Genomic DNA, 21,944 nt, shown 5'->3' with positions numbered 1-21,944 from the left:
TTTCAGGCCCCTTTCAGACTGTGAGGTATCCGCCGTCGACGGCTACCGTCGTCCCTGTGACGTAACGTGCTGCGTCGCTGCACAGGAACAGGACCGCCGGTGAGATCTCGTCGGGCATGCCCATGCGGCCCATCGGCGTGTGGCGCATCTCGATCTCCAGAAGCTCGGGGATCTCGAGTACCGGGTGGGTCATCCTGGTGTCGATCAGCCCGGGCGCCACCGCGTTGACCCGGATACCGTCGTCCACCCAGCGGCGGGACAGGTTCTTGGTGAAAGCGACCATGCCGGCTTTCGAGGAGCTGTAGGCGGGGACCGCCACTGCCGAGACGAACGCCGACATCGAGATGATGTTGACGACGCTGCTGCCACCGGCGGCTGTGCTCGACTTCAACCGGTCATGGCATGCCATGGTCAGACGCATGTGGGCGAGCATGTTGACCGCCACCGAGCCCGCGTAACCATCGGGATCCCACTCGTCCTTGTGGGCGGCGTAAGGTCCGCCGGCGTTGTTGACGAGCACGTCGAGGTCGCCGAGCGAGTCGGCCAGCGCGTCGATCGAGTCGGTGTCAGAAGCCTGGCACTGCCGGTAGGTGAGGCCGCCGAGGTCGGTCTCGGGGTAGTCGGCCACCGATCCCCTGGTACCGGTGATGGTGACCTCGGCGCCGGCCTTGGCGAAGTCGGTGGCGATCGCGTTGCCGATACCGCTGGTGCCACCGGTGACGAGGACTTTGGTGCCGGTGAAGTCGAAGTTGACGGAGTTCATGACGGTGTCCTCAGTTGGTTGACGGAGTTGGTGAGCCAGGCCTTTTCCCAGAAGTTGTCGGTGCCCGCCAGAAGGGCCTCGTGGGCCTCGATGGCGGCGTCCCGGGCCCCCCGGTTCTGCGGCTCGGCGCTCAACACGAGGTCGGTGAGGTGCAGGGCTTGTACGGGATCGCCGTTCGCGGTGTGGTTGCGCGCAGTGCGAATCAGCGCGTCGGCGCCGGCCGCTGCCACCACGTCGGCTGCGACGGACCACGGGGCCACGCCGTAGAGCTCGGTGGTCGAACGGTGCTGGAACCAGCCGGCGTACATCTCCCAGATGGCCCGGACGTTCCACGACGTCTTGCCGTATCCCTCGCCGACGTCGAGGTGAGCGGGTGCCCGTATCTCGCGCATCGCGGCGTAGACGTCCTTGCCGCCGTTCATGTAGTCGATGACCTCGTCGTGCACCGCCTGCATCGCGTCGCGCATCGCGGTGACTTCTTCGGCGATGCGGTCGGCACCGTCGATCGGGTCGAAATGGCCGGTGATCAGTCGCCGCGGTGCGAGCTCGAGCACCTTGGTGAGCGATTCGATGTAGAGGATCGGATCCCGATACCGGTCACCGCGGATCGTCATCAGATTCGGCACGTGGCCGAACAGCGGCCCGAAGAGGTTGCCGGTGAACACGATCCGGTCTTCGGGAAGCCACACCGCCAGGGAGTCGGTGGTCTCGCCGCCCGGCGTCCAGATCAGTTCGACCCGGCGGTCACCCACCGTGAACTCGTGGTGGTGGTCAAAAGTCGTTGTCGGCTCGGGAAAGGAGAAGTCGATCGTCGCGGGATCGATGTCCTTGAGAGATTCCGCGATGGCGTCGGTGAACTTCTGAAAAGCGAACATGGTTTTGGGCGCCCGGTAGCCGCCCAGCCGTTGTGTGTCGTCGCGCCAGTACCGGTAGTTGGCGTGCATGATCACGTCGGTGTCGGGCTCGCGCAGGGCGTAGACGCCACCGAAGTGGTCGGCATGGCCCTGGGTCACAACTATCGCTCTGGTCGGTCCGGGGATCTCCGCGAATGCTCGCCGCCGCAGCTCCCCTTCGAAGAAGAGCCCTCCGTTGATGATCAGCCGGCCATCCCCCGACCCGAGCGCATACGAGTTGGACACACCGGGTGACATCCAGACGTCGTCGCCCAGCGAGATGGCCGGCTCTCCGGTTGCCGCTGCCAGGTCGTGTGCACCCGGGCGTTGTCGATGAATGCCTGCCATCTGCCCTCCCGCCACCATCCTCTATAAACTTAGAGGAATGCTCTACGGTCATAGAGGTAAAGTCAATGGTCCATACGGAAGTGAGTTGCCATGACCATGCGCGGGCTGTCGGGCTCGGTCGTCGTCGTGGCCGGCGGTGCCACCGGCATCGGCGCGGCGACCGCCTCCCGACTCGCGGAGGAAGGGTGCTCCGTCGTCGTCGGAGACCTCGCCATCGAGGCGGCCCGGCGCACTGCAGACCGGATCACCACCACCGGCGCGGCGGCGAAGGCGGTCCAATTCGACCTGGCCGCGCCTGAATCGGTCGCTGACTTGATGTCGAGCGCCATCAGTGCGTACGGCGGCATCGACGGCCTGTTCGTCGTCGGCGCCGACATGGCGGCTCTACGAGGCGACACCGACGTCGTCGACATCGATCTCGACTTGTGGGACCGGGTGATGGCGGTCAATCTCCGCGGATACGTCGCCGCGCTGAAGTACGCCATTCCGCCCATGCTCTCGCGAGGTGGCGGCGCCATCGTGATGATGTCGTCGGCGGCCGCATTCCAGGGAGAGCCGGCGCGTCCGGCCTACGCCACCGCCAAGGCGGGTATCGGTGCCCTGACCCGTCACGTCGCATCGCGCTACGGCAAAGAGAACGTCCGCTGCAACGCGGTGGCACCGGGATTCACTGCGACCGAGACGATTCGGGCCGCGCCGCAGTGGCCCGAACTCGAAGCCTCGGCGCTCAAACGCATCCGCGGCCCGCGCGTCGGGGAGACCACCGACATCGCGTCACTGGTGTCGTTCCTGCTCTCCGCGGAGGGCGCGTGGATCAACGGGCAGGTTGTCAACATCGACGGCGGAACCGTCCTACGCTGAATGCCATGACCCCCTCCGCACCGCGCAAACGTGACGGCGCTGCTCGCCGAAAACTGTTGTGCGACGCAGGCATCCAAGTGCTGGCCGAGCACGGTTCGCGTGGCCTGACACATCAGCAGGTGGACCGCGCCGCCGGCGTGCCTCCCGGCACCACGTCGTACTACTACCGCACCCGCGACGCACTGGTTCGTGGCGTGGGGCAACGTGTCGCCGAGATCGACCTGGCCAATCTGGCATCCCTGGCCGAACCTGCGCAGCCGGGCCGGTCACCGTTGGGGCGGTTGACCGAATTGGTGATGCTGCAGGCCGATGGTCGAGGTCTTCTGCTGAATCGAGCGCGCCAGGAACTGATGCTCGCGACGATGCGGGATCCCGAATTGGCCGCTATTTCCGGAAAACTCGTGTCCCGCGTGATCACCATGACCCATGACGCCGTGGCCGCGCTCCAGCCGGAATCCGATGATCCGGCCTTGCGAGAGGCACAGAGCGACGCGGTCACCACCTTCATCGCCGGGCTGTTTGCCAGATTCGCCGCGGGCGACCGCCCCGTCTCCGACGCCGCCCACCTCGAACGCATGCTGCAGGCCATCGTCACGGCGGTCACCATCGAGCGCGACCAGCATTGACACGTCGGTCTACTCCACGGCCTGATTGGGATCGTGTGTCACCGCCGGCGGCTCGTGGGAAAGGACACTGTCCGTGCCGGGCAGATTGTCGTAGCGGCGCATGTAGGTGTCTATGTCAGCAACGATCTCAGCCCCGGGCACGCCCCAGCCGTCCCGGTAGCCGTACACCTCGGTCAGTGGCCGGTGGCCACGGTCACCGTCGAGGATCTCCACTGCGTTCGGTCCCAGCATGGCGGGGTGACGGACACCGGCGGCTTCGGCGACCTTGATCAGGTCACGCCGCAGCGTCAGCACGTAGTTGGCCAGCCGGTGCGACTTCTGTTCGGGATCGAGTCCCCCTGCCAGCCACTGGTTCTGGGTCGCGACGCCGGTCGGGCAGCGGTCGGTGTGGCACTTCTGCGCCTGGATGCAGCCGATCGCCAGCATCGCCTCGCGTGCGACATTGATGAGGTCGACGCCCAGGGCGAACGCCACTATCGCATTGCTGGGCAGCCCGAGCTTCCCGGAGCCGATCCAGGTCACCCGATCACAGAGTCCGCGCTCGGCGAACAACCGGAACACCGCGGCGAAGCCGAGCCGGAACGGGAACGACACATGGTCGGCGAACACCAGCGGTGCGGCACCCGTGCCACCTTCACCTCCGTCGATCGCGATGAAGTCCACGCCGCGTTGTCCGTCGGTCATCCGGTCGGCCAGGTCGTGCCAGAACGCCATATCCCCGACCGCGGACTTGATTCCGACCGGTAGCCCGGTGGCGTCGGCGATCCGTTCGACGAAGTCGAGCATCTCGTCGACGTTGCGGAACGCCGTGTGCCGGGACGGACTGATCACGTCCTTGCCCGGCTCGATGCCGCGGATGCGGGCGATCTCCGCGTTGACCTTGGCACCTGGAAGATGGCCGCCCAGACCGGGTTTGGCGCCCTGGCTGAGTTTGATCTCGATGGCGCGGACGGGTCCGGCGTCGACCACCTCGAGTAGCCGGTCGAGGTCGAATCGACCGTGCCGGTCGCGGCACCCGAAGTAGCCGGTGCCGATCTGGTAAACGAGGTCGCCGCCCTGCAGGTGGTGCTCGGACAGGCCGCCCTCACCCACGTTGTGCAGGAAGCCACCGAGCTTGGCGCCCTTGTTGATCGCCTCGATCGCCGGGCCGCTGAGCGAGCCGAACGACATCGCCGAGACGTTGACCACCGACGCCGGGCGGAACGCATGTCGGCGCCCCCGCGGTCCGCCGAGCACCTTCGCTCCGGGAACCTCGATGTCGTGTCCGTGGATCGGGGAGGCCGGGGCGACGTCGGAGAACGTCGCCTGCTTGATGATCGGATAGCTCGCGTTCTCGGTGTCGTTGTCCGTGCCGAACGAGAAGTAGTTGTTCTCCTTCTTGGCCGAGGTGTACACCCAGCGCCGCTGGTCGCGACTGAACGGCCGCTCGTCGTCGTTGCTGGTGATGATGTACTGCCGCAACTCGGGACCGACGGACTCCAGCAGGTACCTCGCTCGGGCGATCACCGGGAAGTTCCGCCGCAGCGCGTGTTCCTTCTGGAGGAGGTCCTGCAGCGCCAAACCGGCCAGGGTCGCGGCGGGAGCCAGGGCGGCGGCGATCGTCCGCTTCTTCATGTCTCCCACCCTGCCATGCGGCTATGGTCGACGAGGCGAGGAGGAAAAGATCATGCGCGTGCACGTCGACCGTGATCGCTGTGAGGGCAACGCCTTCTGCGTGCGGATCGCACCCCTGGTGTTCGAACTCGACGAGGACGAATATGCCGTTGTCATCGCCGATCCCGTGCCGGACGGTCAGCAGGCGCTCGCCACACAGGCCGTCGCCGACTGCCCCCGTGCGGCAATCTCGAGCAGCGACTGAAGAGCCTCACCGGCACAGCGCCGGCCGCAGCCGCTCCGGCGGAACCTCGTTCCCGGTTGCGCAGACGTCGGCCAGGTCGGTCGCCCAGGTGATCAGACCGTCGGCGTCGACCGCGTGCGGTACCGGGCGGGCGGCTTCGTAGAGGCGCGCGGCGCCCCGGCGCAGCAGGGTGGCGGCGCCGGGACGGTTCCCGCGCTGGATGTGGGTGACGCCGACCGCGAGCTGCGCCAGGCCCTGCCAGAGCGGCCGTTCGTGCTCCGGCCGGTCTTTCCAGGCGGCCTCGAGTACCTCGTGCGCGTGAAAAGCCAGGCCCTGGTCCAACAGGTCCTGGGCGTAGGCGAGGAACTCTGCCGGTGTCAGCTGCAGGTCGTCCGGGATGCGGGGGACGCCCTGGCTGCCGGGCGGCAGGGGCCGGCCCAGCGCGTCGCGGGGACGGGCGTTGCGGGGCCGGCCGGACTCGTCGCGGGCACGTTCGACCATGTCTTCATGATGCCGTCAGCCGGCGCGGGTCATCCGTCGCCGCCGGCCAACAGCCCACGGGACGCGAACTTCAGGCCGGCGCGCAGTTCGTCGAGGCGGATGGGGTCGTCGGATTCGATGTAGCGCATGGTGGTGGCGACGGCCATGTTGAAGAACAGCCAGGCCAGCGCGCTGGGGCTCAGCTCGTCGCGGTAGTGGCTCCGGTAGTGGCTCATGTGCAGGGTCGCCATGGCCAGCAGCGTGGCGTGCAGACCCGAGATGTTGTCGAAGGTGCGGGTGTAGTCGGGCCGCTCGGCGAGGTAGCGGAGGAGTCGGCGGTTGGCGATCGTGTAGTCGATGAGGATGTCGATCGAAGACTCCATCGCCGACTCCGGCGCATCGAGCGTCACCGATCGCAGCGCGCGTTCGATCACCGGCGCCTGGTCGGCGGCGAGCTGTTCGATCGCCGCGTGGATGATCTGGTCCTTGTCGGTGAAGTACTGATAGATCGAGCCCTTGCTGACGCCGGCCTTGTCGGCGATCAGGTTGGTGGTGACCTGCTTGGGATCGTGGGTGTGCAGCAGCCGCGCGGTGGTCGACACGATTTTTGCGACCATGGCACGAGAACGTTCCTGCACTGGCCTCTTGCGGGGCGCTGAACTGCCCTTTTCCCGAGCCACAGAGTCTCCTGACGCGACTTGAATGCGACCTTTCGGTCATATTAGCGTCGCGCCATGACCATCAGCGCCGACGTTCGCCCCCAGCGCCAGGACACCGACGAGATCGAACTGGTCCCGATGGACTCCCTGACCGCCGAGCACACCGGCCGGTGGACGTTCCTGATCCTTGACGGTGCGGCCTTCATGATGCAGGCCATGCACCCGGTGATCGCCGAGGTCACCGGCCGTTACTCCGCCTCGTTCAACGGCGACCCCGGTGGGCGGGCCATCCGATCGATGGACTCGGTGCTGCGCTGGACCTACGGCCTGCACGAGTCCGCCGCCGAAGGCAATCGGGTGCGGGCGCTGCACAAGCCGATCACCATGACCAGCGAGCACACCGGCAAGCAGATCAGCGCGCTGGACAAAGAGGCCTATCAGTGGGTGATCGCCACCGGTTACATCGTGACCGAGCAGGCGGGCCGATTGTCGATGGGCCGGCCGTTCACCGAGGCCGAGCGCGCGGAACTGCTGCGGGACAACCGGCGTCTGGCGCGCCTGCTGCACACACCGATGCGCGACTACCCCGAGACGCACGAGGAGATGACCGCGTTCTACGAGCGGATGATCACCGAGCGGTTGGAGGGCACGCCGCAGGCCAAGCAGCTGATCGAGGAAATGCGTACCGGCAAGGTCGATCTCGGACCGTCGGTGCCGAAGGCGTTGGTGCCGTTGATCCGGCCGGCGCTGCGGCCGTTCGCGCGGTTCGGCTACCTGTCGATCGTCGGCCTGCTCGACCCGCGCCTGCGGGAGAAGCTCGGGGTGACCTGGAGCGCCGCCGAGGAGCGCGAACTCGTCCGCATCTACACCGTGATCCGGACTCTCTACCGGGTGCTCCCGGACCGCCTGACGTACTTCCCGCTGGCCTACCACGCCCGTAAGCACCATGAGTGCCTGCGGAAAATGGAGCAGCGCCAACAGAAGTCGTTCGCCTACAACCTGCCGAACGCGGCCCGGTAGTCGGCTGCGCTCACGCCACCACGACCGGTGCGCAGCCGCTGTGCGTACGTATGGCATTGATGCTCCTCGCGAACGGGTATAGGCAGCCCACGCGAAGGAGGTTCTGATGGACGAGACGTGGGAGGTCGTGGTCGCCGACGCCTACGACCGCGGCGACCCGAGCCACGGCGCCCAAGAGAGGTCCGTGGTGCGGGGATCCGAAGAGGAGGCCCGCCGGGTCTATGCCGACACTGTCGCCGAGGCGGCCGACCACGGACACGAGTACGTGCGGCTGCGCCGCAACGGCACCGACGTGGAGACGTGGCCGCAAGAGACCGGCTGGACGGTGTAGCCGCGCCTATGGCGCAACCCCGCAGCGTGACATCGGAGACCCTGGGTGCGTGGGTGATCAAGTGTCACCCGCGCCGGACACCGGTGACCGCTATGCGCGCCGCCGGGGCGGCCGGACCGGCGTGGTGCGTCGCGGCCAACTACCGGTCCCGGCTGATCCGGCCGGGTCAGCGCGTGCTGTTCTGGGTCTCGGCACACCCGCAGCGTGGAATCTGGGGTGCCGGGTACATCACCGGGTACCCGTCCGACGACGGCACCGGGCTGCGGGTGCCGGTGCGGATTCCGTTGTTCGACGAGCCGCTGACGGCAACGGAGTTGGCCACCGTCGCGGGGCTGCGCTCGATGGAGCCGTTCCGGGCTCCGCAGCAGTCCAACCCGTCCTGGGTGAGCACGACCGAACTGGCATTGATCGACCAGTTGTTGCATCGGAACGCGGGGAATACGGATGAACCGACGATCATTGGAGACAACGTGAGCGAACAAGCAGAGTTGAGTCCCACCGACTGGGTCCGTGAACAGACCCAGCGCATTCTCGAGCAGGGCACCACAGACGGCGTCCAGGTGTTCGACCGTCCGATCGTCCTGTTCACCACCACCGGCGCGCAGTCCGGCAAGAAGCGCTACGTGCCGTTGATGCGCGTCGAGGAGAACGGCCGCTACGCGATGGTCGCCTCCAAGGGCGGCGACCCGAAGCACCCCGCGTGGTACTTCAACGTCAAGGCGAACCCGGCGGTGACGGTCCAGGACGGCGAGACAGTCATCGAGGGCACCGCGCGTGAGCTCGAGGGCGACGAGCGTGCGCACTGGTGGGAGCTCGCGGTGGCGGCCTACCCGCCGTACGCCGAATACCAGACCAAGACCGATCGGCAGATCCCGGTGTTCATCGTGGAATAGACCGCCCGCGGTCGCGTCGAATAGACCGCCCGCGGTCGCGTCGAACCCGCCTGACCTACAGCTCGGCGACCTGCCCGTCGCCCACTCGCCACGACCGGTCCAACCGGATGTTTCGCAGCATCCGGCGGTCGTGGGTGACCAGCAGCAGCGCTCCGTCGTAGGTCTCCAGCGCTTGCTCGAGCTGCTCGATCGCCGGCAGGTCCAGATGGTTGGTCGGTTCGTCGAGTACCAGCACATTCGTGCCGCGCGCCTGCAGCAACGCCATGCCGGCGCGGGTACGTTCGCCGGGCGACAGGTCGTCGACCGGCCGTTCGACATGGTCGGCGCCGAGCCCGAACTTGGCCAGCAGTGTCCGCACATCTGCGGTGGGCCAGGTCGGCACCCGTTGCTCGAAACGGTCCAGAAGTCGATCGGCTCCGGTGAAATACGCCCGGGCCTGGTCGATTTCGCCGATCTCCACGCTCGCGCCCAGGCTCGCGCGGCCCTCGTCGGGCATTCGGCGACCCAGCAGCAGACGCAGCAATGTCGACTTGCCCGCGCCGTTGGGTCCGGTGATGCCGATCCGCTCGCCTGCGGCGACCTGTAACGACACCGGGCCCAGCACGAATTCGCCTTGGCGCACAACAGCGCTGTCCAATGTCGCGACCACCGCGCTGGAGCGTGGCGCCGACCCGATGGTGAACTGCAGCGTCCACTCCTTGCGCGGCTCCTCGACCTCCTCGAGCCGCGCGATTCGGCTCTCCATCTGCCGGACCTTCTGCGCCTGCTTCTCGCTGGACTCGGTGGCCGCGCGTCGGCGGATCTTGTCGTTGTCAGGCGCCTTGCGGATCGCGTTGCGGGTGCCCTGGCTCGACCACTCCCGTTGCACACGGGCACGCGCCACCAGGTCGGCCTTCTTCTCCGCGAACTCCTCGTATTGTTCGCGCCGGTGCCGACGGTTGACTTCGCGCTCTTCGAGATAGCTTTCGTAGCCGCCCCCGAAAACCGTCGTGGTGTTCTGCGCCAGGTCGAGCTCCAGCACCCGGGTCACGGTGCGCGCCAGGAACTCCCGGTCGTGGCTGACCAACACCACACCGCCGCGCAACTCGGAGACGAACCGCTCCAGGCGGGCCAGCCCGTCGAGGTCCAGGTCGTTGGTCGGTTCGTCGAGCAGCACGATGTCGAACCGCGACAACAGCAGTGCCGCCAACCCGACCCGTGCGGCCTGGCCGCCCGACAGTGCCGTCATCGGCATCGAATCCGGGCCCACCGCATCGAAATCCAGGCCCAGATCGGCCAGTACCGCGGGTAGCCGTTCGTCGAGATCGGCGGCGCCGGTGGCCAGCCAGTGGTCCAGCGCGGCGGCGTACGCGTCGGCTCCGTTGCCGGCGTCGTCGAGGGCGGCGGCCGCGGCGTCCATGACGCGGGTGGCCTCGGCGCACCCCGTGCGACGCGCGACATAGCCGGCCACAGTCTCGCCGGGGATCCGTTCGTGTTCCTGCGGCAGCCAGCCGACGAACGCATCAACGGGCGCCAGGCTGACAGTGCCCTCCAACGGGTCCAGCTCACCGGCCAGGATGCGCAGCAGGGTGCTTTTGCCCGCGCCGTTGACGCCCACCACTCCGACGACGTCTCCGGGGGCGACGGTCAGGTCGACGCCGGAGAAGAGGGTTCGGTGCGCGAACCCGCCGGCGACGTTCTTCGCGACGAGCGTTGCGGTCATGTGTCCATCTCACACCACCGCGTCGGGCGGCTCGCGGTCCCTCTCAGGAGAAGTCGAGCACCAATCGGCCGCGGATCCCACCCTCCTCCAGCATTCGGTGCGCTCGCGATGCATGGTCAGCGGGCAGTACTTGGGCGACACGCAGTGTCAGCGTGCCGTCCTCGACCTGTCGCCGAAGTGCGTCGAACCGGCGCGCTTCGGTGACGTGGTCACCGACCATCACCGGGCAGACACGGATACCCCGTTCGACCGGGCCGCTGAATCCCCGAACCTCGATCAGCGTCCCGCCGTCCGAAACTGCCGGAACCACTTGCGTGGTTTGCATCGAAGCGTCCACGAGACCCGGCACGCCGTCAGGGGCCAGTGCGCGGATGCGCTTCGCGACGCCACTTCCGCGTTCGACGACGTGGTCCGCCCCGAGGTCGCGGACCAGTTCGACGTCCCGCGGTGCCGCATCTGCGATGACGGTCAGCCCTTCGGCTTTCGCCAGTTGCACCGCGTAACCACCGACGGCTCCCGCTGCTCCGGTCACCGCGATGGTGGAACCTGGCGGCAGTGCCATCTCGTCCAGCGCGAGACGAGCGGTCATGGCGTTCATCAACAGAGTGGAAGCCGCGAAGAGATCCACCCCGTCCGGGGCCTCTACCACCGACGCGGCCGGTACGACGACCTGTTCGGCATACGCCCCACCCCGGGGACCGGTGAAGAGCACCATCGCCATCACGCGTTGACCTATGGCGAAGCGGTCCTCGGTTCCCGGTCCGAGCTGATCAATGATCCCGGCCGCATCCATGCCGGGCACATACGGCGGCCGGCTATGGGGCATGCGGATCGCATGTCCACCGGTACGAAGTAGCACGTCGGTGGCGTTTACTGCGGCGCCGTGGACACGAATACGCACCTCGTCTGGACCGGCCTGTGGCGGCGGCAGCTCCAGCACCTGCAGAACATCCGGTCCGCCAAAGCGAAACAGGCCGACTGCCTTCATGAGACCGAATGTCGAGCAGGAGCGACCGGGAGTGCACCGAGCACATCGTTCATGGCGGTTCCTTGAATAGTATGTGGAGGATGTCTCCGGTAAATATACGGAGATATTCTCCGCTTGCCTACAGGAGGATCGATGAGCCCTGCTCGACCGATGCGCGCGGACGCGGTGCGCAATCGGCGACTCCTCCTCGACGCCGCCCGCGAAGCATTCGCTCGCGGCGGCGTCACGGCATCACTCGACGAAGTCGCCAAGGCAGCCGGCGTCGGCGCTGGCACCCTCTACCGCCATTTCCCCACCCGGGACGCGCTGGTGTTGGCCGTCATCGACGACGGCCTCATGGAGTTGCACCGTCTCGGTAGGGACCGGATGACCGTCGCTGAACCGCTTGCCGCGCTGAGGGACTGGCTGCAGGCCTACATCGCGCAGGCCCGGATGTTCGACGGGCTCGCCAAGACACTTGCGTGTGCCCGTCCGGAGTCGAGCGAAGCGTGCCGCTTGTCACGAGAATCGGGAGCCGAACTGGTGTCGCGCGCAGCTGCTGCGGGCCTCATCCGGCCCAACGTCGACATCGGCGACGTGCTGGACCTGGCCGCCGCCATCGCGTGGGTGGGTGAACAACCTGGCCGCGACGAGGCCCAGCGCAGGCGCCTGTTGGACATCGTCATCGACGGCATCCGCCCGACCTGATGCGCAGAGCCGTTCCCTCAGCCGTCGATCGCTGACGACCCCGGCCAGCCCGCCAGGGCCTGATCGGCCACCGCGTGCAGTTCGGCTCGGCCGGCTCCGCTGCGGGCCTGGACGGCGATGCCCTGGCAGACCGCGGCGACCCAGCGCGCCAGCACCACGGTGTCCACGGCCGGCAGGTCACCGTCGCGCACCGCCGCATCGAACCGCTCCGCGAGCCGGTGCACGGCGGCCTCGCGCAACTCGGGTAACCCCGGCGCGTTACCGACCGTCAGGCATCCCTGCGGTTCCCCGCTGACGGTGTCGGCCGCGCCGTGCACCATCGCCTCGGCGACGGCGTGGGCCGTCGGACGGGTCAACGCATCGACGACGTAGTCGCCCGGGCCGGCGAGGTAACGCAACGTGGCGCGTTCGAACAACTTGTCCTTGGACCCGAACTCGGCGTAGATGCTGCGGCGGTTGACGCCGGTCGCCGCGGTCACATCCGAGATCGATACGCCATCGAAACCGCGCTCCCAGAACAGCTCCATGGCGACCTGCTCGACGTGCTCGGGGTCGAATTCGCGTGGTCGTCCGACGGCCATGTCCGAGGGCCTCCTTCCCTGTGTCGCCGACAGATCGGGAATGATTCGCGCTTCCTGCGGCTTGACCTCAGCGTACTAAGTAACACTCCGGTTCGAAATGACGTGAGAGGACCCCTGATGAGCACCGCACCCCTGACCGGAAAACGAGCACTGGTGACCGGAGGATCGCGCGGCATCGGCGCCGAGATCGTGCGGCGCCTCGCCGCGGACGGCGCCGCCGTGGCCTTCACCTACGCCGCCTCGGCGACCCACGCGCAGAAGATCGTCGCCGACCTGACCGCCGACGGCGCCACCGTCGTGGCCATCGCGGCCGACTCCGCCGATCCTGCGCAGGTCACCCGTGCGGTCGAGCAGACGGTCGCCGAGTTCGGCGGACTCGACATCCTGGTCAACAACTCGGCGGTCGCGCACATTGCCCCGATCGACGAATTCCCTGCCGAGCAGTTCGACCGTCTGGTCGCGATCAACATCGGCGGCGTGTACTGGGCGGTGCGCAGCGCGGTCGGCCACCTCGGCGAGGGTGCCCGCATCATCAACATCGGCAGCATCAACGCCGACCGGATACCCGGACCCGGGTTGTCGGTCTACGGCATGACCAAGGGTGCGCTGGCTTCGTTCACCCGGGGGCTCGCCCGCGACCTCGCCCCGCGCGGCATCACGGTCAACAACGTGCAGCCCGGCCCGATCGACACCGACGCCAACCCCGACCACGGCGACTTTGCCGAAAGTCTCAAACAGGTTGTCGCGCAGGGCCGTTACGGGCACACCAGCGATGTCGCCTCGCTGGTGGCGTTTCTGGCCGGCCCGGAATCCGGCTACATCACCGGTGCGCACCTGAACGTCGACGGCGGCTTCACCATCTAGCGTCGCTACGCGGGCTCGACAGCGAGTCGGACGGCCTCGTTGGTCGCACCGTGGACGCCGAGCCCGCTCGTCGCGGCGTGCCTGGCCGCAAGGAGATGCGTCCGCATCACCGACTCCGCCCATTCGGAATCGCGAGCGCGCGCTGCGGCGACAAGCTCGAGATGATGAGCCATGCTGCGCTGCAGCTGTTCTGGCGAGTAGCGGTGAAATGTCCGGTAGACGACGGCCGGCCGGACCACCGCCGAGACCGCCGACGCCAACGCACGGTTGCCGCTGCCGTGCAGGATCCGGTCGTGAAAGTCGCGGTTGAGCTCACCGAGTTCGCGGAGGTCCGGATCGCGGGCCACCAGGGAGGCCATCCGGTTGGCGAGCTCGTCGAGCTCGTCGATCTGGTCGTCGGTGAAGCGCGGCACCGCCGACGCGGCGGCCTGGGGTTCGAGAATGACCCGCACCGAGAAGAACGCGTCGATCTCGTCGGCGGTGTACGAAACCACCTGCGCGCCACGGTTCGGCAGCACGACGACCAGCCCGTCGGCCGCAAGGCGGCGCAGCGCTTCGCGGATCGGCGTACGGCTGAAGCCCAACGACTCGGCCAACGCCGATTCCTTGAGCCGGGTCCCCGGCGTCACCTCCCCGGCAGCGATCTTCTCCGACAGCAGTTGGTAGGCCTGTCCTGCCGCGTCGAGCCTCTTTGTCGCCATGTCACTCCGGCCAGGCGGCACGGGCCAATTCATTGCGGGTCCCGCCCCGCGACACAAAGGACACCGACGGCCGACGGGTCTGCTCCGCCATCAACTCCACGACGTCAAGATAACGGGTCAGGTCGATACCCGTATCCACACCCAACATGTCGCAGGTGTGCACCAGGTCTTCGGTCGGGGCGTTGCCGAGAACTTCCGGCGCGCCCGGAAACCACATATCCCCGCCGAGCCCGCCGAAGGCCGTTTCCAACCAGTCCGCTCCGGCCGTCATGGCAGCGATGGCGTTGGCCATCGCCAGCCCGTTGCGGTTGTGCAGGTGTACACCGACCGCCAGGTGCGGATGTCGTTCGCGCACAGCGCAGATGCCCGGCACCACCTCGTAGGGGTGTTCCATGCCGGAGGTCGCCGCGAGGTACACGCCGGTCGCTCCGGCGTCGGCAGCGGCGTCGAGCACCGCGACGGTACGCTCCCACGCGACCGGCCCGTGCGCCGGAGCGAAGAACGCGCACGCGATGCCCACGACCAGGTCGGCTCCGGAATCCCTGACCAGCGGGCCGATTTCGGCGAGCTCCTCGAGCACCTGGGCAGTGGAGCGGTTCTGGTTCCGCTTGCTGACTTCCTCGTCTGCCGACACGACGACGACGATCTCGTCCAGCCCCGTGTCCACCGCGCGCTGCGCACCGCGCAGATTGGGAACCAGACCCCGGTATCGAACCCCTTCGGGGCGCGGCACCTTCGCCATCACCGCGGCCGCGTCGGCCAGCTGCGGTAGGACGGCCGGGTGCGCGAACGAGACCGCCTCGATCTCGCGGACACCGGCGTCGATCAGCCGCTGCACCACCTCGACCTTGGTCTCTGTCGCCAGGATCGGGTCATAGACGGCCTGCAGCCCGTCGCGCAGTCCGACCTCGACGACGCGGATCCGGTCCGGCAGCGCGGGCAGTCCGGTCACGCCACACCCTTGTCCCGCAACTGCGCGAGTTCCTCTGCAGTCAATCCGAGTTCCTGCAGCAGGACCTCCTCGGTGTGCGCACCGAGGGTGGGCCCGGCCCAACGGATCCGGCCCGGAGACCGGGTCAATCGCGGCACCACGTTCTGCATCGCCACCGGCCCGAGCCGGTGGTGGTCGACCTCCACGATCGACTGCCGCGCCCGGTAGTGCTCGTCGGCCAGCATCTCGGGAGCTCGATAGATCTGGCCGCACGGCACGCCGTTCGCCTCCAACAGCTTCTCGACTTCCGAAACCGTGAGTCCCCGAGTCCATTCCGCGATCAGGGCATCGAGTTCGGCCTGGCGCTCACCGCGGGCACCGTGGCTCACGAACCGTTCGTCGTCGGCCAGCTCCGGCTGGCCCATCGCCTGTGCCAGCCGCCGGAATACGGTGTCCTGGTTCGCCGCGATCAGCACCCATGCGTCGTCGCTCGTCGGATACACGTTGCTGGGGGCGACGTTCGGCAGTACCGCGCCGGTGCGCTCGCGGACATACCCGGTCTGTTGATACTCGGGCACAGTCGATTCCATCATCGCCAGCACGGCCTCGTAGATCGCCGAGTCGACGACCTGCCCGAGGCCTGTGCGGCTGCGCTCGTGCAGCGCCGCCAGCGCTCCAAGTGTTCCGTAGGTGGCTGCCAGCGAGTCGCCGATCGAGATGCCGACCCGACTGGGCGGGGTGCTCGGGTCACCGACGATGTAGCGCAGTCCGCCCATGGCCTCGCCGATCGCGCCGTACCCGGCACGGTTCGCGTACGGACCCGTCTGACCGAAGCCGGACACGCGCACCATGATCAGACCCGGGTTTTCCGCCGCGAGTTCCTCATAGCCCAGGCCCCACCGCTCCAGAGTGCCGGGACGGAAGTTCTCGACCACGATGTCGGCGCCGACCGCCAGCCGGCGCGCGAGCGCCTGGCCCTCGGCGGTGCGCAGATTGCAGGTGACCGAGCGCTTGTTGCGCGCCACCACCGACCACCACAGCGACTCGCCGAGCGGACGCTGATGGCCCCACTCGCGCATGGGATCTCCGCGCTGCGGGTCTTCGAGCTTGATGACGTCGGCACCGAGATCGCCGAGCAGCTGACCGCAGAACGGTCCGGCGATGAGCTGTCCCATTTCCACCACACGGATACCGGCCAACGGCCCCGTCGCCGATGCGTCGGACATCGTCGTGTCCTGGCGTGTCGTGTCCTGACTACTCACCACGTGCTCCTCGATCTTGTGTGAATCGGTCATTTGATGCCCACTCTTGCTTTGACCCGTCGTTCCACGGCGAGCAGCGCCAGTACCGGACCCAACGCCAGCAGGCCGATGAACAGCACCTGACCGGCGATCTGCCCGACGCGCACGTTGGCGACGTTGTTGACCAGCTCGCGTCCCAAACCGATGTCGGCACTGAACATCTCGGCAAGGACCAGACCCAGGAAGGTCAGCCCGAAGCTGATGCGCAGCGCCACCAGCACCGTGGGCAGCAGTGCGGGCAGTACGACCTTGGTGGTGCGCTGCCACCACGACAGCTCGAGAGCATCAGCGAGCCGCACCAGCTTCTTGTCGAGCGTCGCCGTGGCGCCCATGACGAGCAACGCGACCGGGAAGACGCCGTGCAGGAAAGCGAAGACGATGCGGCTGGGTTCGCCGAGTCCGAGCAACAGCAGGAAGATCGGATACAACGTCACCTTCGGGATGCTGTACAGCGCGAACAGGGGCGTCTGGAACACCTTCGACCAGAACTGCGACTGGCCGAGCACAAAGCCCACGACCGCACCGACGATCGCTGCCAGGGCCCACGAAACAGCCAGCAGCCGAACCGATGTGAGCACGCTGTCCCGGTATGCGGGCCGCTGCAGGTCGTTCAGGAGATCTTCGACGGCCTGCACCGGTCCGGGGAACACCAGGCTGTCGAGCGCCGCAGCGACGATCGCCCAAATCACGAGGAGCACAGCCGGCACCACCAACAACCCGAGGACCGTGCGGCCCGCACTGGCCGCCTGTGACCGGGAAGCCTTCGTGGCCGGCGTCGGGGCTGCGGCCTGTTCGGTTGTCGCACTCATGAGGCCACCCCTGGTTGGCGCTTGGCCACGAACCCGAAGATCGCGTTGACCAATCCGGCGAGAATGAAGACCAGCAGGACCCCGGCGTACATGTCGGCGAACGCGAAGTCGTTGTACGCGCGGGAGATGAAGTGGCCCAACCCTGAGGTGGACAGCACGAACTCACTGGCCAGTACACCGATCAGGGCGTAGGACAACGCCAGTCGCGATCCCGTGAGTATGTGCGGTAGCGCGGCGGGCACCAGAATCTTCGTGGCCCGCGAGAACCTGCTCATCTGCAGGGAGGTGGCCAGCCGGATGACGGTCGTCGACGTCGCGTCCAGGCCGGTCAGCGTCGAGGTGACGACCACGACGATGGCGAACATCGTGCCGAGCAACACGATTGGCAGGAGTCCCACTCCGAGTACCGCCACGATCAGCGGATAGAGAGCGAACGTGGGGATCGCGTAGTAGATGGTCAGCCACGGCTCGACGAGGCCGCGCGCCGACGGAACCTCCCACAGCGCGATACCCACGATCACGCCGAGCACGATCGCCAGGACGAACGCCAGGCCGATGGCCGACAGGGACGGGATCAGCGCGGACGACCAGAACTCACCGGTGGCCAGGAGCTCACCGAGTTGGGCGACCATCTCGCTCAACGGAATGACCGAAAAGGGGTCCACCAGACCGATTCTGGGTGCGAGCTCCAGAAACAGCGCCGTGGCCGCGGCGATCACGAGCGTCCATCCGCGGACGGTCAGGCCTGCCCGTCGCTCGATCACTGCCGACGTCACGTCGCGGCCTGTTCGGCCATGGCACGCTCGGCCTCGCCGCGGATCTTCTGCCAGACCTGCTCGACCAGTCGTGCCGCCTCCGGGGCGCCGAGGAGGTCGGGGCTCCGCTCGGGCGGAAGGTCGACGGTGAAGTCGTCCAGGATGGTTCCCGGCCGGGCGCTCATCACCAACACCCGATCGGAGAGCAGGACCGCCTCCGAAATGCTGTGTGTCACGAACAGCACGGTCGTGCCGCTGTCCCGCGCCACTTTCAACAGCTCCAGCCCGAGGACGGTGCGGGTCTGTTCATCGAGCGCGCCGAACGGCTCGTCGGCCAGGATCAGATCCGGTTGAGTCGAGAGGACCCGCGCGATGGCCGTGCGCTGCCGCATGCCTCCGGACAGCTGGTGCGGGTACGCGCGGGCGAACCGGGACAGCCCGACCCGGCGCAGCGTGTCCTCGGCGATTTGGCGCCGCTCCCGCTTCGGAACCCCCTGTGTCTCGAGAGCGAACGCCGCGTTGTCGAGCACGGTGCGCCACGGGAGTACGGCGGCCTCCTGGAAGACGATGCCGGTCTGGCGCCGGGGTCCGACCTGCCGGACGCCGTCGAAGGTGACTTCACCGGCCGACGGCGTCTGCAGTCCTCCGATGATGTCGAGCAGCGTGGACTTGCCGCATCCGGAGGGTCCGACCAGGGCGGTGAACGTACCTGCTTTCAGCGTGAGATCGGTTTGGGCGAGAGCGTGTACGTCGCCGAAGCGTCGTTCGACCCCCTTGATCGCGACTTCGGTGCCGCCGGTGGTCGACCGGTTCTCGGGGCGGGTCATGGAAGTTCACCCTTGCTGTCGTCGGGCAGGTAGTCGGTGGTGGCCAGGCCCTTCCAATCGACGGACTCGATTCCGTCGGTCAGTGACAGCCCCTTCGCCGCCGCCTGGAGTGCCTCCGGACTGAAGCTGACGCTCCAGTGCTTCGCCGCCACGGCATTGGTGACCAGTTGGTCGGCGACCTGCGGGTCGATGTCGGTGGATTCCGCCCACAGTGCGGCAGCGTCGGCGGGGTTGTCGGTGATCCACTCGACCGACTTGCTGTAGCCGTCCAGCAGTGCGCGTGCCTGCTCGGGGTTCTTCTGGGCGTAGTCGCGTCCGCTGACGATGACGGTCTGCTGGTAGACCGGAACATAATCGGAGCTGTCGACGACGACTTTGAGGCCGTCCTGCTGCTCGGCGGCCGTCCGCGGCGAGGCGTAGGCGACGTCGACCTCGTTGGCTTCGAGCAGCGCGATTCCCGCTCCGGATCCGCCGGTCGACTTCCGCTCGACGCCGGCGATTCCCGCGGCTTCGGGAACCATGAAGGACATCGCCTCGGTGACCGAGCCGGGGTTGGTGAATCCCCACCGCGAATTCGCGGTCTGCTCAACGGATGTGAGCGGGGAATCTTTCAAGGCCACCCAGAGCACATCGGAGACCGACTGCACGCCGCCACCGATGGCCTGGACCGGTGCGCCTTCCTGGAAGCCCTTCACCACCGCTCCGGTGGCGACCTCGCCGAACGGGAGTCGGCCGGCCACCACGTTCTGCAGTGTCGTGCCGCCTCCTTCGGCAGGGACGATCTTGCTGATCTCCACGCCGGCGTCCTTGAAGAAGCCCTGCGCCTGACCAACCTTCCAGGGAAGCCCGTACAGGTCGTCGGGGTGTGTCACGGATATCTCGATACCCGCCGCCCCGTCGGCAGACTCGGATCCGGATCCGCAGCCGCTGAGTACGAGCGCTGTCGCGCCGACTATCGCGAGCATGCCGATGCCTCGACGCATGACAAACCTCCAAAGTGTGACCTGAGCCATATCGTAGAATAATCTTGCATACAATCGTGCGCTCGGTCAAACGACTTCCTCAGTGAATCCCGCCATCAGGCACGATCTTGTACACAACCATCGCTGGATCGTTCGGCGAAGTCCGCGCGCGTTAGTGTGCTTGAGTCGGCCTCCACGACCAGCCGGCGGAAGAGTTGAGCACATTCATGACTGCAGCAGCAGAGACGTCACCCCTGGAAGCGCGGGTTGGCCACCACTATCAGATGGACGGCACCTACCTGGTCGGTCGGGAGAAGCTCCGCGAGTACGCCCGCGCAGTCCAGGACTACCACCCCGCGCACTGGGACGTCGACGCCGCCCGTGAGCTCGGATATCCGGACGTCATCGCGCCGCTGACCTTCACCTCGGCGCCCGGGATGCAGTGCAACCGGCGCATGTTCGAAGAGATCGTGGTGGGCTACGACACCTATCTGCAGACCGAAGAGGTCTTCGAACAGCACCGCCCGATCGTGGCGGGCGACGAGCTCGTCATCGACGTCGAGTTGTCGTCGGTGCGGCGGACAGCCGGCCGGGACTTCATCACCGTCACCAACACGTTCACCGACACCCACGGCGAGCGGGTGCACACCCTGCACACCACGGTCGTCGGCGTGACGGCCGAGGACATCGACGCCGGGGTCAAGACCGCCGTGCAGAACGCGATGATGCACGACATGAACATTCTCGACATCGGCGGCAACGACGCCGACTACGAGAAGACCGTCCGTCCCGCCGGCGACATCCGGATCTCCGACGGCACGCAGACCCGCACGCCGGGCACCCCGATCTTCGACGACGTCAAGGTCGGCGACGCACTGCCGGTGCACCACGCCCGGCTGTCGCGCGGCGACCTGGTGAACTACGCCGGTGTGGCCGGTGACGCCAACCCGATCCACTGGGACGAGGAGATCGCCAAGCTGGCCGGTCTACCGGACGTCATCGCCCACGGCATGCTGACCATGGGTCTGGGCGCCGGGTTCGTGTCGGCGTGGTCGGGCGATCCGGGCGCGGTCAGTCGTTACTCGGTGCGGCTGTCGCAGCCGGCGGTCGTGTCGGCCAAGGAAGGCGCCGACATCGAGTTCAGCGGCAAGGTCAAGTCGTTGGATCCCGAAACCCGCAGCGGCGTCGTGCTGGTGGGCGCGAAGGCCGGCGGCAAGAAGATCTTCGGACTCGCCACGCTGCACGTGCGCTTCCGCTGACGGCGGCTAGCGAGCCGACAGCAACGTCTCGAGCTTGTCGAGCTGCGCCTTGTAGCCCCACTTCATGCCGAACGCGGCCATCTTCGCCTTGGGGCCGATCTTGGTGATGGTGACGCGCAGCGTCACGGTGGTGGCGCCGGCACGTTCGGTCAGCGTCACCTCGTTGGCGTGATGGATTGTGCTGCCGGCTTCTTCGCCCTCGGTCCACGACCGGGCGTCGTACGCGAGTAGCGCGTGCTCCTCGATTCGGGTGAACTGGCCGGCCATCGGCCACCGGGTGCCCTGGTATTTGCCCATGCCCTCGCCGGCCTCCATGACGATGTAGAGCTCGCCGCCGACGCGCAGGTCGACACGACACTCCGGCACGAACGTCTTCTCGGGTCCCCACCACTGCCGCAGCATGTCGGGGTCGGTCCAAGCGCGCCAGACGGTGTCCAGCGGAGCCTGATAGGTCCGCTCGAAGTTGAGATTCTTGGGCTTGAGCAACTGCAACAGCATCGAGGTCTCCTAGTCGTCGTGCTCGGTGATCGAGTCGAGGTAGCCGGCCAGCGAATCGAGCCGGGCCTCCCATAACTGTTCGAATGATTCGAGCCAGTCCGCGATCTGCTCGAACGGTTCCGCTTCCAAGTGGTAGATGCGTTGGCGGGCCAGCGCTTCCCCACTGACAACCCCTGAATCACTCAGTACCCGAAGGTGTTTGCTCACCTGTGGTTGCCGGATACCGAGTGCTTCGGAGATCTGGCCGACCGACATCGGACCGGCTTTCAGCAGTTCGACAATCCTCAGGCGACTGGGCTCGCCAAGCGCTCCGAAGACTTTCGACTGCATGGTCGGACGGTAACCACCACGACGTATTCCTGTCAAGG

General features: G+C 67.2%; 26 protein-coding genes. 9 read left to right on the top strand and 17 right to left on the bottom strand.

What is annotated here, in order from left to right; translation table 11 throughout:
* Positions 1-13: 13 nt before the first annotated feature.
* Together ACQI46_RS19705 and ACQI46_RS19700 are read right to left on the bottom strand one after the other, a co-directional pair.
* Positions 14-763, bottom strand: coding sequence for an SDR family NAD(P)-dependent oxidoreductase (locus ACQI46_RS19705; RefSeq protein WP_427095723.1), 750 nt, complete (start codon positions 761-763; stop codon positions 14-16).
* Positions 760-2,004, bottom strand: coding sequence for an alkyl sulfatase dimerization domain-containing protein (locus ACQI46_RS19700; protein WP_427095722.1), 1,245 nt, complete (start codon positions 2,002-2,004; stop codon positions 760-762). The genes ACQI46_RS19705 and ACQI46_RS19700 overlap by 4 nt, the downstream gene beginning before the upstream one ends.
* A gap of 90 nt (positions 2,005-2,094) precedes the next feature.
* On the opposite strand from ACQI46_RS19700, the gene ACQI46_RS19695 reads away from it, so the two are divergent.
* Positions 2,095-2,865, top strand: a complete 771-nt coding sequence (locus ACQI46_RS19695) for an SDR family NAD(P)-dependent oxidoreductase (RefSeq protein WP_427095721.1) — start codon at positions 2,095-2,097, stop codon at positions 2,863-2,865.
* A 5-nt stretch (positions 2,866-2,870) separates the two neighbouring features.
* Positions 2,871-3,491, top strand: coding sequence for a TetR/AcrR family transcriptional regulator (locus ACQI46_RS19690; RefSeq protein ID WP_427095720.1), 621 nt, complete (start codon positions 2,871-2,873; stop codon positions 3,489-3,491).
* A gap of 9 nt (positions 3,492-3,500) precedes the next feature.
* Here ACQI46_RS19690 and ACQI46_RS19685 read toward each other — a convergent pair whose 3' ends face one another.
* Positions 3,501-5,105 (bottom strand): FMN-binding glutamate synthase family protein, encoded by a 1,605-nt coding sequence (locus ACQI46_RS19685; RefSeq protein WP_427095719.1) that lies wholly within the window; start codon positions 5,103-5,105, stop codon positions 3,501-3,503.
* 52 nt (positions 5,106-5,157) lie between these two features.
* Here ACQI46_RS19685 and ACQI46_RS19680 point away from each other — a divergent pair, with 52 nt between their 5' ends.
* Positions 5,158-5,349 (top strand): ferredoxin, encoded by a 192-nt coding sequence (locus ACQI46_RS19680; protein ID WP_427095798.1) that lies wholly within the window; start codon positions 5,158-5,160, stop codon positions 5,347-5,349.
* Positions 5,350-5,355: 6 nt separating this feature from the next.
* Here the strand turns inward: ACQI46_RS19680 and ACQI46_RS19675 are convergent, their stop codons facing one another.
* Positions 5,356-5,829 (bottom strand): DUF309 domain-containing protein, encoded by a 474-nt coding sequence (locus ACQI46_RS19675; protein ID WP_427095718.1) that lies wholly within the window; start codon positions 5,827-5,829, stop codon positions 5,356-5,358.
* 29 nt (positions 5,830-5,858) lie between these two features.
* Complete coding sequence (locus ACQI46_RS19670; RefSeq protein WP_427095717.1) at positions 5,859-6,425, bottom strand: TetR/AcrR family transcriptional regulator; 567 nt, start codon at positions 6,423-6,425, stop codon at positions 5,859-5,861.
* Between the two features lie 117 nt (positions 6,426-6,542).
* Here ACQI46_RS19670 and ACQI46_RS19665 point away from each other — a divergent pair, with 117 nt between their 5' ends.
* From ACQI46_RS19665 to ACQI46_RS19655, 3 genes are all read left to right on the top strand, one after another.
* On the top strand, positions 6,543-7,487 hold the full coding sequence (locus ACQI46_RS19665; protein ID WP_427095716.1) for an oxygenase MpaB family protein: 945 nt from the start codon (positions 6,543-6,545) through the stop codon (positions 7,485-7,487).
* A gap of 106 nt (positions 7,488-7,593) precedes the next feature.
* Entirely contained in the window at positions 7,594-7,818 is a 225-nt protein-coding gene (locus ACQI46_RS19660; protein WP_427095715.1) for a hypothetical protein, read from the top strand.
* Positions 7,819-8,288: 470 nt separating this feature from the next.
* Positions 8,289-8,711 carry a nitroreductase family deazaflavin-dependent oxidoreductase gene (locus ACQI46_RS19655; protein ID WP_427095797.1) on the top strand — a complete coding sequence of 141 codons (423 nt, stop codon included), beginning with the start codon at positions 8,289-8,291 and terminating at the stop codon, positions 8,709-8,711.
* A gap of 55 nt (positions 8,712-8,766) precedes the next feature.
* Here ACQI46_RS19655 and abc-f read toward each other — a convergent pair whose 3' ends face one another.
* Together abc-f and ACQI46_RS19645 are read right to left on the bottom strand one after the other, a co-directional pair.
* On the bottom strand, positions 8,767-10,413 hold the full coding sequence (gene abc-f, locus ACQI46_RS19650) for a ribosomal protection-like ABC-F family protein (protein ID WP_427095714.1): 1,647 nt from the start codon (positions 10,411-10,413) through the stop codon (positions 8,767-8,769).
* A 43-nt stretch (positions 10,414-10,456) separates the two neighbouring features.
* Positions 10,457-11,401 (bottom strand): quinone oxidoreductase family protein, encoded by a 945-nt coding sequence (locus tag ACQI46_RS19645; protein WP_427095713.1) that lies wholly within the window; start codon positions 11,399-11,401, stop codon positions 10,457-10,459.
* 132 nt (positions 11,402-11,533) lie between these two features.
* Between ACQI46_RS19645 and ACQI46_RS19640 the strand changes: the two genes are divergently transcribed.
* A complete protein-coding gene (locus tag ACQI46_RS19640) occupies positions 11,534-12,088 on the top strand; it encodes a TetR/AcrR family transcriptional regulator (protein WP_427095712.1) in 555 nt (184 codons plus the stop codon).
* 17 nt (positions 12,089-12,105) lie between these two features.
* Here ACQI46_RS19640 and ACQI46_RS19635 read toward each other — a convergent pair whose 3' ends face one another.
* Complete coding sequence (locus ACQI46_RS19635) at positions 12,106-12,669, bottom strand: TetR/AcrR family transcriptional regulator (protein WP_427095711.1); 564 nt, start codon at positions 12,667-12,669, stop codon at positions 12,106-12,108.
* Positions 12,670-12,786: 117 nt separating this feature from the next.
* Between ACQI46_RS19635 and ACQI46_RS19630 the strand changes: the two genes are divergently transcribed.
* A complete protein-coding gene (locus ACQI46_RS19630) occupies positions 12,787-13,533 on the top strand; it encodes a 3-oxoacyl-ACP reductase family protein (protein ID WP_427095710.1) in 747 nt (248 codons plus the stop codon).
* Positions 13,534-13,538: 5 nt separating this feature from the next.
* Here the strand turns inward: ACQI46_RS19630 and ACQI46_RS19625 are convergent, their stop codons facing one another.
* The 7 genes from ACQI46_RS19625 to ACQI46_RS19595 form a co-directional block, all read right to left on the bottom strand.
* Positions 13,539-14,234 (bottom strand): GntR family transcriptional regulator, encoded by a 696-nt coding sequence (locus ACQI46_RS19625; RefSeq protein ID WP_427095709.1) that lies wholly within the window; start codon positions 14,232-14,234, stop codon positions 13,539-13,541.
* A 1-nt stretch (position 14,235) separates the two neighbouring features.
* The gene (locus ACQI46_RS19620; protein ID WP_427095708.1) at positions 14,236-15,186 is read right to left on the bottom strand and encodes a hydroxymethylglutaryl-CoA lyase; all 951 of its coding nucleotides are present in this window, start codon (positions 15,184-15,186) and stop codon (positions 14,236-14,238) included.
* Positions 15,183-16,391, bottom strand: coding sequence for a CaiB/BaiF CoA transferase family protein (locus ACQI46_RS19615; protein WP_427095796.1), 1,209 nt, complete (start codon positions 16,389-16,391; stop codon positions 15,183-15,185). The genes ACQI46_RS19620 and ACQI46_RS19615 overlap by 4 nt, the downstream gene beginning before the upstream one ends.
* A gap of 65 nt (positions 16,392-16,456) precedes the next feature.
* Positions 16,457-17,275: an ABC transporter permease gene (locus ACQI46_RS19610; protein ID WP_427095707.1), complete on the bottom strand. Its 819-nt coding sequence runs from the start codon at positions 17,273-17,275 to the stop codon at positions 16,457-16,459.
* Entirely contained in the window at positions 17,272-18,051 is a 780-nt protein-coding gene (locus tag ACQI46_RS19605) for an ABC transporter permease (RefSeq protein WP_427095706.1), read from the bottom strand. The genes ACQI46_RS19610 and ACQI46_RS19605 overlap by 4 nt, the downstream gene beginning before the upstream one ends.
* Positions 18,048-18,857: an ABC transporter ATP-binding protein gene (locus ACQI46_RS19600; protein WP_427095705.1), complete on the bottom strand. Its 810-nt coding sequence runs from the start codon at positions 18,855-18,857 to the stop codon at positions 18,048-18,050. The genes ACQI46_RS19605 and ACQI46_RS19600 overlap by 4 nt, the downstream gene beginning before the upstream one ends.
* Positions 18,854-19,840, bottom strand: coding sequence for an ABC transporter substrate-binding protein (locus tag ACQI46_RS19595; RefSeq protein WP_427095704.1), 987 nt, complete (start codon positions 19,838-19,840; stop codon positions 18,854-18,856). Before ACQI46_RS19595 ends, ACQI46_RS19600 begins: the two co-directional genes overlap by 4 nt.
* Positions 19,841-20,046: 206 nt before the next feature.
* On the opposite strand from ACQI46_RS19595, the gene ACQI46_RS19590 reads away from it, so the two are divergent.
* Complete coding sequence (locus tag ACQI46_RS19590; protein WP_427095703.1) at positions 20,047-21,078, top strand: fused (3R)-hydroxyacyl-ACP dehydratase subunits HadA/HadB; 1,032 nt, start codon at positions 20,047-20,049, stop codon at positions 21,076-21,078.
* A 6-nt stretch (positions 21,079-21,084) separates the two neighbouring features.
* On the opposite strand, the gene ACQI46_RS19585 is transcribed toward ACQI46_RS19590, so the two are convergent.
* Positions 21,085-21,576 carry an SRPBCC family protein gene (locus tag ACQI46_RS19585; protein WP_427095702.1) on the bottom strand — a complete coding sequence of 164 codons (492 nt, stop codon included), beginning with the start codon at positions 21,574-21,576 and terminating at the stop codon, positions 21,085-21,087.
* Positions 21,577-21,585: 9 nt separating this feature from the next.
* Complete coding sequence (locus ACQI46_RS19580; protein WP_427095701.1) at positions 21,586-21,906, bottom strand: ArsR/SmtB family transcription factor; 321 nt, start codon at positions 21,904-21,906, stop codon at positions 21,586-21,588.
* Between the last annotated feature and the right edge of the window lie 38 nt (positions 21,907-21,944).

Source organism: Mycobacterium sp. SMC-4 (assembly GCF_050205565.1).
Taxonomy (GTDB): domain Bacteria; phylum Actinomycetota; class Actinomycetes; order Mycobacteriales; family Mycobacteriaceae; genus Mycobacterium.
Note: the sequence above shows the minus strand (reverse complement) of the source record. Positions and strands in the feature narration are given on the sequence as shown.